This window comes from Micromonospora sp. NPDC005205 (assembly GCF_040608275.1).
Classification (GTDB): domain Bacteria; phylum Actinomycetota; class Actinomycetes; order Mycobacteriales; family Micromonosporaceae; genus Micromonospora.
This window is the reverse complement of sequence record NZ_JBEXHV010000008.1, coordinates 187,210-199,137: the sequence shown is the minus strand read 5'-3', so window position 1 is coordinate 199,137 and position 11,928 is coordinate 187,210. Positions and strand designations below refer to the sequence as shown.

At 68.6% G+C, this 11,928-nt stretch carries 15 protein-coding genes; 11 read left to right on the top strand and 4 right to left on the bottom strand.

Annotation, left to right across the window (positions count from 1 at the left end; genetic code table 11):
- The first annotated feature begins 73 nt into the window (after positions 1–73).
- On the top strand, positions 74–814 hold the full coding sequence (locus tag ABZU43_RS17270; RefSeq protein WP_355007498.1) for an SDR family oxidoreductase: 741 nt from the start codon (positions 74–76) through the stop codon (positions 812–814).
- Between the two features lie 37 nt (positions 815–851).
- Here ABZU43_RS17270 and ABZU43_RS17265 read toward each other — a convergent pair whose 3' ends face one another.
- Both ABZU43_RS17265 and ABZU43_RS17260 read right to left on the bottom strand, forming a co-directional pair.
- Positions 852–1,424, bottom strand: coding sequence for a GNAT family N-acetyltransferase (locus ABZU43_RS17265; protein WP_355007497.1), 573 nt, complete (start codon positions 1,422–1,424; stop codon positions 852–854).
- Positions 1,424–2,677 (bottom strand): MFS transporter, encoded by a 1,254-nt coding sequence (locus tag ABZU43_RS17260; protein ID WP_355007496.1) that lies wholly within the window; start codon positions 2,675–2,677, stop codon positions 1,424–1,426. The genes ABZU43_RS17265 and ABZU43_RS17260 overlap by 1 nt, the downstream gene beginning before the upstream one ends.
- A gap of 126 nt (positions 2,678–2,803) precedes the next feature.
- On the opposite strand from ABZU43_RS17260, the gene ABZU43_RS17255 reads away from it, so the two are divergent.
- From ABZU43_RS17255 to ABZU43_RS17225, 7 genes are all read left to right on the top strand, one after another.
- Positions 2,804–3,736 carry a LysR family transcriptional regulator gene (locus ABZU43_RS17255; protein WP_355007495.1) on the top strand — a complete coding sequence of 311 codons (933 nt, stop codon included), beginning with the start codon at positions 2,804–2,806 and terminating at the stop codon, positions 3,734–3,736.
- 106 nt (positions 3,737–3,842) lie between these two features.
- Positions 3,843–4,181: a winged helix-turn-helix domain-containing protein gene (locus ABZU43_RS17250; RefSeq protein ID WP_124857925.1), complete on the top strand. Its 339-nt coding sequence runs from the start codon at positions 3,843–3,845 to the stop codon at positions 4,179–4,181.
- 3 nt (positions 4,182–4,184) lie between these two features.
- Complete coding sequence (locus ABZU43_RS17245; RefSeq protein ID WP_124857923.1) at positions 4,185–4,460, top strand: hypothetical protein; 276 nt, start codon at positions 4,185–4,187, stop codon at positions 4,458–4,460.
- Between the two features lie 28 nt (positions 4,461–4,488).
- A complete protein-coding gene (locus ABZU43_RS17240; protein WP_355007494.1) occupies positions 4,489–6,120 on the top strand; it encodes a serine hydrolase domain-containing protein in 1,632 nt (543 codons plus the stop codon).
- Between the two features lie 54 nt (positions 6,121–6,174).
- The gene (locus ABZU43_RS17235) at positions 6,175–6,585 is read left to right on the top strand and encodes a metalloregulator ArsR/SmtB family transcription factor (RefSeq protein WP_355007493.1); all 411 of its coding nucleotides are present in this window, start codon (positions 6,175–6,177) and stop codon (positions 6,583–6,585) included.
- Positions 6,585–7,067: an SRPBCC domain-containing protein gene (locus ABZU43_RS17230; RefSeq protein WP_355007492.1), complete on the top strand. Its 483-nt coding sequence runs from the start codon at positions 6,585–6,587 to the stop codon at positions 7,065–7,067. Before ABZU43_RS17235 ends, ABZU43_RS17230 begins: the two co-directional genes overlap by 1 nt.
- Positions 7,068–7,071: 4 nt before the next feature.
- Positions 7,072–7,632 (top strand): dihydrofolate reductase family protein, encoded by a 561-nt coding sequence (locus ABZU43_RS17225; RefSeq protein ID WP_355007491.1) that lies wholly within the window; start codon positions 7,072–7,074, stop codon positions 7,630–7,632.
- A gap of 99 nt (positions 7,633–7,731) precedes the next feature.
- Here the strand turns inward: ABZU43_RS17225 and ABZU43_RS17220 are convergent, their stop codons facing one another.
- Entirely contained in the window at positions 7,732–8,418 is a 687-nt protein-coding gene (locus ABZU43_RS17220) for a Type 1 glutamine amidotransferase-like domain-containing protein (RefSeq protein WP_355007490.1), read from the bottom strand.
- 95 nt (positions 8,419–8,513) lie between these two features.
- Positions 8,514–8,720: a hypothetical protein gene (locus ABZU43_RS17215; RefSeq protein ID WP_355007489.1), complete on the bottom strand. Its 207-nt coding sequence runs from the start codon at positions 8,718–8,720 to the stop codon at positions 8,514–8,516.
- 583 nt (positions 8,721–9,303) lie between these two features.
- Here ABZU43_RS17215 and ABZU43_RS17210 point away from each other — a divergent pair.
- The 3 genes from ABZU43_RS17210 (at position 9,304) to ABZU43_RS17200 (ending at position 11,855) form a co-directional block, all read left to right on the top strand.
- Positions 9,304–9,771: an HNH endonuclease gene (locus ABZU43_RS17210; RefSeq protein ID WP_355007488.1), complete on the top strand. Its 468-nt coding sequence runs from the start codon at positions 9,304–9,306 to the stop codon at positions 9,769–9,771.
- 476 nt (positions 9,772–10,247) lie between these two features.
- Positions 10,248–11,018: a phosphotransferase gene (locus tag ABZU43_RS17205; RefSeq protein WP_355007487.1), complete on the top strand. Its 771-nt coding sequence runs from the start codon at positions 10,248–10,250 to the stop codon at positions 11,016–11,018.
- 123 nt (positions 11,019–11,141) lie between these two features.
- Positions 11,142–11,855: a VOC family protein gene (locus tag ABZU43_RS17200; protein ID WP_355007586.1), complete on the top strand. Its 714-nt coding sequence runs from the start codon at positions 11,142–11,144 to the stop codon at positions 11,853–11,855.
- Positions 11,856–11,928 lie beyond the last annotated feature (73 nt).

Here is an 11,928-nt window from a genome sequence, read left to right as displayed (position 1 = left end):
CCCGGACAAGGAAGGTCCGAGTATCGGCTGAGCCTCAGCAGGCGGACCACACGTCACGGGAAGGTGCATGGGCATGAAGATCGCCGTACTGGGCGGGACCGGCCTCATCGGGTCGCAGGTCGTCAAGATCCTGCAGGCTGCGGGCCACGAGGCGGTGCCGCTCTCGCCGTCGACCGGGGTGGACCTGCTCACCGGGCAGGGCCTGTCCGACGGGCTCGCCGGCGCCGAGGTCGTCGTCAACCTGACGAACTCGCCGACCTTCGACGAGGCCTCGCCCGCCTTCTTCCAGACGACCATGGACAACCTGCTGGCCGCAGCCGCTCGCGCGGGCGTCGGCCACGCGGTGATCCTCTCCATCGTCGGCGTCGACCAGGTGCCCGACCTGGACTACTACCGCGCCAAGACCCTCCAGGAGGAGATCCTCACGGCCGGTCCGATCTCGTACTCGATCGTCCGCGCCACCCAGTTCTTCGAGTTCGTCGAGTCGATCATGTCCTGGACCGCCGACGACACCACCGTCCGCCTGCCCCGCACGCCGGTGCAGCCGATGGCCGCGGCCGACGTGGCGCAGGCCGTCTCCGAGGTCAGCATGGGCGCGCCGCTCAAGGGCATCCGCAACGTCGCCGGCCCGGATGTCTTCGCCCTCGACGAGCTGGGGCGCGTGACGCTCGCCGCCCGCGGTGACCAGCGCACCGTCACCACCGACGACACCGTCGGCATGTTCGCCGCCGCGCCCGGCGACGTCCTCATCGCAGGCGACGACGCTGTCATCGCGCCCACCGCCTACCGGGAGTGGCTCGGCCGCCAGGTCTGAGGTGTGGACCCGACCCGCACGTCGCCGTGGTGAACGATCATGACGGCGGCGTGCGGGTCCCGGCCCGCCACTCGTGCGCCAGGATCGCGAAGACGAGCTGGTCGGCCCACTCCCCCTTGAACAGGTAACTCTCGACATGGCGGGCCTCCTTGCGCATGCCGAGTCGCGTCATCATCCGCGCCGACGCGGCGTTGCGGCCGTGGCACCGGCCGTAGACCCGGTGCAGCCCGAACTCGTCGAACCCCAAGGCCAGCACCGCGGTGGCGGCCTCCGTCGCCAACCCGCGACCGCGATGGTCGGGGTGGAAGACGAACCCGAGTTCGGCGGTACGGTCGAGCTGGCTGCGCCACACCAACTCCACGATCCCGATCACTCCGGCGTCGGTGACCGCGGCCACCGTCAGGCAGTCACCCTCCGCGCGCCACGCGTCCTCGCCCGCCAGGGCGAGCACCGACACCCGCGACTGCTCACGTGTACGCGGCTCCGCGCCGAGCATCCAGCGCACGACGTCGGGTCGACGCTGAAACGCGTACACGTCGTCGAGGTCGTCGATCGTGACCGGACGCAGGGCGAGCCGTGCGGTGCGGATCGGGAAGGTCGGCTGGAACATCACGCGATCGTAGAGACCCGTGCGGAGCGCTCCGGTGCCGGCTGATCGGCGTCCGAACGCCGGGGCAGCAGCAGTGGGCTCACCAAGATCACCAGCCCGGCGACAGTGATCGCCGTGCGCGGGCTGGTGGCCTGCGCGAGCAGCCCACCGAGCGCGCTGAGGACGGCGATGGTGGCGCTGCTGCCGATCGACCAGGCAGACAGGGTGCGGACGATGCGATCCTTCGGAGTCTGTTCCAGGCGGTAGGTGGCGAGCACCGGGTTGTACAGGCTCATGCTGATGATGATCGCGAACTCGACGGCGATCACCGTGGCGAGACCGACCACGCCGGGCTGGACGAAGGCGAGGCCGATCAGCCAGATCGCGCGCACCGTGCCCACGGCGCGGATGATCCGGTGTTGGCCGTGGCGTGCCACCACCCGGCGGGCCAGGCGTGACCCGATGAGCCCGCCGACGCAGGGCACGGCGAAGGCGAGGCCGTATTGCCAGGGCGGAAAGCCCAGCTCGCCGAGCAGGAGCACTGCCAACAACGGCTCGGTGGCCATGATCAGCCCAGCGACGAGCAACTGGTTGAGGTAGAGCGCCCGCAGACCGGGGTGCGCCAGCAGGTGCCGCCAGCCGTCGAGCAGCTCACTGGCCCGGACCCAGCCAGCGCCGGTGCGTTGGGGGTGGTCGTCGGGGTCGCGAATGGCGCTGAGGCCCAGCGCGGAGAGCAGGTAGCTGAGCGCGTCGGCCACGACGGTGACGACCGGCCCGAAGAGTCCCACCGCGGCACCGCCCAGCGGCGGCCCGAGCGCGATCGAACTCCAGGTCGTCGACTCGAACCGGGCGTTCGCCACCAGCAGGTCGTCCGGCCGCACGAGGGCCTTGAGGAACGCGCCGCTGGCCGCGTTGAAGGCGATCTTGGCGGTGGCGAGCACGGCCGAGACGACCAGCAACTGCCCGAAGCTGAGCCGACCCAGCGCGTACGCGACGGGGACCGTCAGCAGGACCGCGAACCGGGCCAGGTCCATCGCGATCATTACCCGCCGCTTGCGGTGGAACTCCACCCACGGCCCGAGCGGCAACGCGATCAGCGCCCCCACGGCCGGCCCCAGCGCGGCCAACATGGACACCTGGGCGGGGCTGGCCTGCAACACCAGCACGGCGATCAACGGCAACGCCCCGAAACCCAGCCCCGAGCCGTAGGCGCTGACCGCGTACGACGCCCACAACCAGCCGAACCGCCGGCCGAGGGATCGGCTCGTGGACAACCCACACCTCCCGCTCCCGACAACCCGCCGTTGACCACCGCGATCACAGCAAGCCCAGTGACGAGGGATCAAACAACCCGGTGAGCGGCGAGCCACAACCAGAGGTTGTGTCAGTAGGGTTGCCGGGTGAATCTCGACGCCGTCCGCACCTTCGTCGCCGCCGTCGACGCCGGCCAGTTCCAGGACGCCGCCGCGGCGCTGTCGATCACCCAGCAGGCCGTCTCCAAGCGCATCGCGGCACTGGAGAAGGACCTCGGGGTACGGCTGTTCACCCGCACCGCGCGCGGCACCCACCTCACCGTCGACGGTCAGACCTTCCTGCCGCACGCCCGTGAACTGCTCCGGGTGGAGGCGCGCGCCGACGCCTCCGTACGCCCGGGCCGACGGGCACTGCGCGTCGACGTGCACAGCCGACGGATCGCACCAGCGGTGCTGTTGCAGGACTTCCACCGCGCGCATCCCCGCATCGAGCTCGACGTCGTCACCCTCGACGCCGACGTCCACGCCGCGATGGCCGCCGTCGAGGCGGGGACGGTCGACGCCACCTTCCACGCCGTCACCGTCGCCGCGCGTCACCTGCCCGCCGCGATCAGGACCACCCGCGTGATCGACGAGTACCACGAACTGCTCGTCGGCCCCCGCCACGCGCTCGCCAACGCCCGCGCCGTCACGCCCGCGCAACTGGCCGAGCACCGCATCTGGATGCCCGGCATGGCCCCCGGCACCGAATGGGCCGACTACTACGACGAACTCGCCGCCGCGTTCGGTCTCACCATCGACCTGGTCGGGCCGGTCTTCGGCAACGAGGCGCTGCTGGCCGAGATCGCCGACTCCGCGGAGCTGGCAACCCTCGCTGGCGAGCGCACCCGGTACCTGTGGCCGGACAGCTACGACCTGCGGCGCGTACCGGTGCGTGGCCCGGCGCCCGTCTACCCCATGTCAATCATCTGGCGCGACGACAACCCGCATCCCGCGCTGCGGGCACTGCGCGACTACCTCGCCTCCCGGCGGGTGCAGGCCCCCGACGTCGAGGTCTGGCTACCGCCCTGGGGTCAGTGACCGGCGCGCTACGGCGTTCGTTGACACCTGCCGCCCTCCCCTGTCAGACTCACCTGACAGGGGGCGTCAGAGGAATCTGACACCTTCATGGAGAAGGGAAACCAGGATGAGCGGCACCTCGCCGACCGGTGACGAACTCGTGTCGTTGCTGGCCGCACTGGCCAGCCCGCATCGGCTGCGAATCCTGGCCGCCGTGGCCCGGCAGCGGACCTACGTCAGCGAGTTGGCCCGGCAGCTGCAGATGAACCGGCCGCTGCTCTACATGCACCTGCAGAAATTGGAAGCGGCCGGCCTGGTGACCGGTGAGCTGGTGACCGCACCGGACGGCAGCTCGGTGAAGTACGTCCAGGCGGTGCCGTTCACGGTGTCCCTGGATCTGGACGCGATCGCACTGGCCGCACAGAACCTGACCGGCTCGGGGCCGGCCGCAGAACAGGAGAAGTGAGCAATGACCCATCAGGTCGCGTTGGACATCGCACAGACCTCCACCATCGCCGCGGCGGTGATCGTGACGGCGATGATCGTGGTCGCCGGTCTCATCGGGACGGGCATCTACCGCGCCCGGTACGCGGCGGCTCGGGAGGAGGGCTACCGGGTGCTGGCCGAACGCAGCGCCACCGGCGCCCAGGCCACGGCGGACGAGATCAAGGGCGTGCGGGACGAGCTCGGCGAGGTTCGGCAGCGCCTGGCCGCGCTCGAGAAGCTGCTGAGCCAGATCGGCTGACGGCCCACCGACGGGGAGGACGCGCCACATGAGCACCTGGAATGACGCGCTGACGCGGGTCCGACGGCTCGTCGCCGTGGCGGGCTGCCTGATGGTGACAGCCGCGGGGCTGGCCGCCCCGGTCATGGCCAGCCCCGCGGCTGTCGACGACCTCGCCGCTGGCGAACGCTACCTGCGCGCGTACCTGAAGCAGATCAAGGCACCGGGGCTGGCGTACGCGGTCATTCGCGGCGACGAGGTCCTCCAGCGAGGCGCATGGGGCGTCGACGGTGACGGCCGACCGATCACCACGCAGACCCCGTTCCTGCTCGGGTCCACCAGCAAGTCGTTCACCGCGCTGGCGGTGGCGCAACTGGTCGAGGCCGAACGGATCGACCTCGACACCACCGCCTCCACGTACCTCCCGTGGCTGCGCCTGGGCGACGCGGACACCGCCCGGACGGTCACCGTCCGCCAACTGCTGACCCACACCAGCGGCCTGCCGCAGGTGTGGAGCACCGACCTGACCGACCGCTACGACAACCGCCCCGGCGCGCTGGCCCGCTCGGTACGGGACCTGGCCAGCGTGCGGCCCACCACCGCCGTCGGACAGACGTATCAGTACAGCGACGCCAACTACATGATCCTCGGCGCGCTCGTCGAGGACGTCACCGGCGACACCTTCGGCGGCTACCTGCGCCGTCACGTGCTGGACCCGCTCCAGATGACGCACTCCGCGGCGACCGCCGACGAGGCCCGCGCCGTCGGCATCCCGCCCGGTCACCGGTACTACTTCGGCCAGCCGCAGCGCTTCGCCGCGCCGTTCGACACCGCCGGAGTGCCCTACGGCTTCCTCGCCGCCAGTCTCGACGACCTGTCCCACTACGCCATCGCGCAGCTCGCCGATGGCCGCTACGGCGACACCCGGATCCTCGGACCGCAGGGCACGCGACAGCTGCACACCGGCACCGTGGCCACCGGTCACGGCACCTACGGGTTCGGGTGGAAGAACAGCACCCTGGACGGCGTCGGCGCCCGCATCGTCTGGCACGCCGGCGCGACCCCGGACTTCTTCACCCATATCGTGCTGGCACCCGACTCGAACCTCGCCGTGATCATCATGACCAACCTCTACGGCCTGCACATGGACGCGCCACTGAGCGCCGGGGCGTTCAACCTCACCCGCATCCTGCACGGCGGCACGCCCGCGACCGCCACCGAAGATCCGATGCAGGTCTGGGCTCTGGTCGGCCTGCTCGGGGTCGCCGCGGTGCTGCTCGCCCTGCTGGCCTGGTCCTGGGCCCGCGTCCTGCACGGGCGCCGGAGCGACCGCGTTCCGCCGGTGCGTTCCCGTGGCCGGACGATCGCCGCCACCACCGCCTGGATCGGTGCCTGCGCGTTGGTGGCCGTCGGCGTCGCCTGGCAGGTGCCGGCCTTCTGGGAGGGTGCCGGGCTGGCCAAACTCCAGTTGTGGGCACCGGACGTCGGTCACGGTATCCGCGTCGTGGTCGTCCTGGCCGCCGCACTCGCGCTGACCCGGCTGGGCCTGGGCGTGCACGCCATGGTCACCGTCCGCCGACCGACCTCGCCCCCGGCGCGAGCACGCGACCGGGCCGTCGACGTTGACCAGCCCGCCGTCCCTCGTGGTGCCGACACCATCCCTGCCAATCACCGCTGGTAGTTGCGGTGGCCCGGCACTACGTTTAACGTGTTGGTTAAGTGACTGGAGGCTCTGGTGTCTGGCAGCGATCAACTCAGCGCGGTGTTCTCGGCGCTCGCCGACCCGACTCGACGGGCGATCCTCGCCGAGCTGGCCGACCGCGACGCCACGGTCACCGAGCTCACCGCTCCGCTCCCGATCTCGATGCCGGCGGTGTCACGGCACCTGAAGGCGCTTGAACGCGCCGGGCTCATCTCCCGCACCCGGTCGGGAAAGTTGCGGATGAGTCGCATCGAGGCCGCCCCGCTGCGCGAAGCGGCCGAGTGGATCGAGCGCTACCGGCGGTTCTGGGACACGTCCCTCACCCGCCTCGACGCCCACCTCGCGGCCGTACAGGCCGCCGACCGCCCAACGGACCGAACGGCCCACGGCCCGGCGATCCCCGACAGGGAATCCCCGAGCAAGGCTCACGACAAGGAGAATTGATGGACAGCGACAAGCCGCCGATCGTCATCTCGCGCGTGGTCAACGCGCCACGGGAGCTGGTCTATCGAGCTTTCACCGACCCGGAGCACCTGGCGGCATGGTGGGGGCCGATCGGCAACTCACTACCCCGCGACGAGATGGACTTCGACGTCCGGCCTGGCGGCTACCAGCGGTGGACCGAGGTCTTCCCGACCCAACCCGGCCTGCGAGTCGAGGTCCACATCGATCTCACCGACGTCGTCGACGGCGAACTGATCGACGGCATCGCGCACGTCACCGGGCAACTCCCGGAGGGCATCGCGCCGCACGAGACGAGGATGCGGGTCGAGTTCCACGACGACGCCGACGGACGGACTCGACTCGAGATCCGTCAGTGGCTCCCCGAGCAGTTGTCCGCTCCCGCCAACCAGGGTTGGAACGAGGCCTTCTCCAAACTGGACGCGACACTCAGCAATGCCCAACCCGTCGCCATCGAGGTGTAGCGCCATGGCAAAGCTGATCTACGTGACCAACGTGTCCCTCGACGGTTACATCGAGGACGAACACGGCAGATTCGACTGGACCCCACCCGAGGACGACTACCTCACGTTCATCACCGACCTGGTTCGGCCCGCGGGCACCTACCTCTACGGTCGGCGCCTGTACGAGTCGATGGCTGTCTGGGAGACCGAGCCCGCTCTCGCCGCACAATCGAAGCTCACTGCCGACTTCGCCGACGTCTGGCAGGCAGCGGACAAGGTCGTCTACTCCACCACGCTGGACGCGACCTCGACCGCCAGGACCCGGCTCGAAAGGGGCTTCGACCCCGCCTCGGTACGCGCCATGAAAGCCTCGGCCACCAGCGACCTCACCATCGGGGGCGCACACCTCGCGGCGCAGGCATTCCAGGCCGGGCTGGTCGACGAGTGCCACCTGCTGATCCACCCCATCCTCACCGGCGGAGGCAAGCCCGGTCTGCCCAGCGGCACCCGCCTCGACCTGGAGCTGCTGAGCAATCACCGATTTGGCAACGGTGTGGCGTCCCTGCACTACCGCATCCGCACCTGAGACGGTCGTCGGCGTCACCGGCGTTCTTCGGGGGTCGGTGACGCCGCCCCTGCCGCCGAGCAGCCACGATCACAGCAATCGGCCGAAGGGGCGTCTCGGTCAGGGGTTGATCAGTCTCCAGTCTCCTTCGGAGACGACCTCAACGCTGCCATCAACCACCTTGATCGCGGTGTTGTCGTCGACGGCGTAGGTCGGGACCGGGATCCCGGACGCCCACTTCTGGATGTGGGACAGCTCGGTGTCCTCCATGTCCGGATGATTGAGGTGAGGGTAGAGCGTGAAATCCACCAACCCCAGCGCCCGGTCGGCATCCTGCGCCCTGTCGCTGCCGTCGGGGACGAATTGACTGTCGAACTCGGCGTCGCAGTTGTACGGGGTGACCGCGATGCTGCCGGCGCTGACCCCCACATAGACCGTGTCACTCAGCGACGGCAGGAGGTCGGCCAGGCCCGACTGGCGTAGCCAGTAGGTCAGGTACAGCACATCGCCGCCCCAGACCAGGAGGGCATCGGCCTCACGGACCGCCGGGACCCAGTTCTCTTCTCGGATGCTCGGCAGCGCGGTGAGCTCCAACAACCCCAGCGACTTCCAACCCAGCTGGCACAGCGGGATGTCGGGTTGGCCGTGAATCGCCTTCCACGCCTTCTCGGCTCCGCCGGGAAAGGGGTAGACACCGGTAGGAACGAATAGAGCCGTGGCCTCAGCGAGCGGCTTGCCCAACAGGTCGACCAGCGCGTCGGAGATGCTCGGGTTGCTGATGCCCCCCGACGTGAGAAGAAACTTCATGCCATCCGCTCTCCTGAAGCCACCGAATGACGGCGATCATGGTGCCCATGAGAACCAGCGTCCCGGCTCGCTGACCCGAGCGACACATCGCTGGATCATCCGTCGGCAGCCGTCCAAGCGTCAACTGCCTCGGCCTGCGCGACGACCTCCACGAGGACCGGTCGGGTCACATCCTCGTTGTCGATGACGACGTCCGCGCGTTCGTGAGGCGCGCAGGCGGCGAAGTACAGCCGCTGCCCGCGGACGTAGCGGCCGAGGCTGGGATGCTCGGGATCCGGATGCGAACCGTCGCGCCGGGCCATCCGTGCGACGGTGACCGCGAACGGCGCGTCAACGAAGACGGAGAAGTCCCAGCACTCCACAAGCTCGTCACGGTGCAGGAACAGCCCATCGACGATGAGTACCGTGCCGGGCGCCGCGGTCCGCCACTCACGATCCAGGATTTCGTCTGTCCGAAGATCATGGGCGGCGGGACGGTAACGACGAGAGCCCCCGGACCGAACGGCTCCAGCACGTTGTGGACGAGGGCTTCGTAGTCGTAACTGTCGAGCCAGAAGCCTTCCGGCGAATCCCGGCCACGGCGATGCCGCACAGCCCGACGGTGATGAAAGTCGTCCGCCGACACGTGCACGACAGGACGTTTCCGGTCGCTCAGCAACGCGGCCAACTCTCCGGCGAATGTGGACTTACCCACCCCATCGACCCCGTCAACGGCCACCCGTACGCACCGCGACGCGGGGAACGTCGGCACCAGGTCAGCGACATGGTCGAGCAACTGCCGCCGTACGACGCTCACGCCGTTCCTCCATCCCTTGATCGCGTCGCTGCCGTACGGCCCGGGTACCAGCAGATCGAAATGTCGGAGCACTGACCTAGCCTGGTGAGATGCTGTCGCAGGTGAAAGGCTTGTCCCGACATTTCACCGAGGAGAGTCTGCGGGCTCACCTCATCGATCGTTCGGTTCGTCGAGACGACGGCTGTCTGATTGTCTGCGGCTACGGTAGCCAGCGGGGCGTGTACCAGAAGGTCGCCGGAAGGGCTTGGGCTCACATCACGGCCTACGTTGTCTTCGTGGGCGGCTACGACCCGAGTTTGGACGTGCACCACCTTTGTGGCGTCCCGGACTGCATCGAACCTACTCATCTGCAGCAGGTGACACACGCCGAGAACTGCCGCAACCGCGCCCAGCAGCCGCGCTGCCACCACGGGCACGAGCGCGAAATCGATCCCGCGAGTGGCCGATACCGCAAGGTATGTCGTGTGTGCAACAGCGAGGCCCAGAAGAGGTGGCGCGTCCGCCAGGCCGCAGAGGTTGCCGCAGCACGGGCGACCTACGGGCGACAGGTGGACTGAGTCGTACGGCCGCCGTCTCCGGTCCCTCTCGGCCGCCGAGTTCACTGAACTGACAGCGCGATCAAGGATTACGGGCGTTGCGACGCATCGTCTACGCCACCCGCTATCTGGCCGACGAGACCTACCGGCGCCGGATCGCCCGGCAGCTGAAGAAGGCCGGGGCCACAACCTGCGCGCGGCGATGAGTTGCTCGCCGAGGGTGGTTACCCGGCTTGGGCCATGGACACGGACGGGCCCGCTCGGAGCACGTGAGCAGGCCGCCAGAGTCGCACGGAATGGTCACTACAACATCCTGATTCTTTACGCACAAGAACTGTCATTATGGTGCATGCACGTTTCGTACCTTTTGTCCCAGACAATTACCGGATTCTTATTAACGACAATCCAATAATCTCCCAATTGGACTGTGGACCCTCGCTTCGGTCCAGCTCGGGAACGCGGTGGCGTTACGGCCCTTACGCGCTGAGGATGTCGGCATGGATGACCACAGCCCGAACGCGGCCGACGAGCAGGAGGAAGCGCTGCCCGGCGGCAACATGGGGGGTGCGACACGGGTCGGTGCCACTGTTCGGCGCGGTCATGGGGCATGGAGCCCGACAGTTCAGCGCCTACTACGACACCTACGGGAGCGCGGGGTCACCTGGGTTCCGCAACCGCTCGGGACCGATGAGCACGGACGCGACAGCGTCTCCTACCTGCCGGGCATCGTGCCGCAGTACCCGTTGCCGCACTGGATCTGGAGCGACGGCATCCTCGCCGATGCAGGTCTGCACCTCGCACAACTTCACGAGGTCAGTGCCAGCTTCGACACCGTCGGCGGAGTGTGGCAGCTTCCGGTGCGACAGCCAGCTGAGGTCATCTGTCACAACGACTTCGCGCCCTACAACATGGTCTTCACCGACCGGCGGCTCACCGGAATCATCGACTGGGACACGGCCTCGCCCGGTCCCCGGTCGTGGGATCTGGCCTACCTCGCCTATCGGCTGGTGCCGCTGGCCCACCCCGACAACGGCGACGCGATCGACAGTGACCTGGCCGAGCGGGCACGTCGGCTGCGGATGCTCTGCGACGCCTACGGCTCGGGGCAAAACCCTGCCCACATCCTCCAGGCCGCGGTCCACCGACTACACGACCTCGCCGCATTCACCGAGGCGCGGGCTGATCAGGGCCAGGAGGACATTCGCGGTCACGTCGGGCTCTACCAACGCGACGCGATGTGGATCACCGCGCACCTCCTTCGGAGGTGAGTGCGGACAGAGAGCGCAGACGGACCAGTCCAGCTTGCGCTGCATCGGCCGTTCAGTCGTTCGCGGCCGATGATCGGCTATTTCCATGTGCGTGTGCCTCCTCCCGACGGCTACGAAGTACGGGTGACCAACGAGGTAACTGTTCCCCTGCTGCCCTGCGCGTCCATCGACGACATCGTCGCCTTCTACGAGGTGCTCGGTTTCCACACCACCTACCAGCAGCGCAAACCCAACCCGTGCGTGGGGTTGCAACGCGAAGATCTACAGTTGCAGTTCTTCGAGATCGCGGGGTTCGATCCGGCGCAGTCCTACGGTTCGTGTCTCGTGCTGACCTCGGACACGGGGCAGCTGTACCGGGCTTTCGCGGCGGGAATGCGCGCCGCGTACGGCAAGGTGTTGGTCTCCGGGACGCCCCGGATGACCCGGCCCCGCGCGCGGAAGAACGCCGACGGGCTGAGCGGCTTCAGCGTCATCGATCCAGGCGGCAACTGGATCCGCGTCTTCCAGAACGCCTCGGTCTCCCCCGCGTCGGCGCCGACTGGGCGGCTGGGCAAAGCGTTGGCGAACGCCGTCGTGCAGGCCGACTCCCGAGGGGACGCCCGGCAGGCGGCTCGGATTCTTGACAGTGCGCTGGGCCATCCCGATACAGATGACGACCCGGTCGCATTGGTGGAGGTGCTCGTGTACCGCGCCGAGGTCGCGATGGTCCTGAACGATCCGGCCACGGCGATCGAGATGCTCACCCGTGTTGACAGTGTCGCGTTGAGCGCGGACCAGGCCACACGGGCTGCGGCTGCGTATGAGGCTGCTACCGACCTTGCGGCAGCGCTGTCCTAGGTGTCGCATCCAACCGACACGCGCCGCGTCGGTGATTGCCCCCAGGCCGGTCAGAAGAACAGGATCTCGTCCA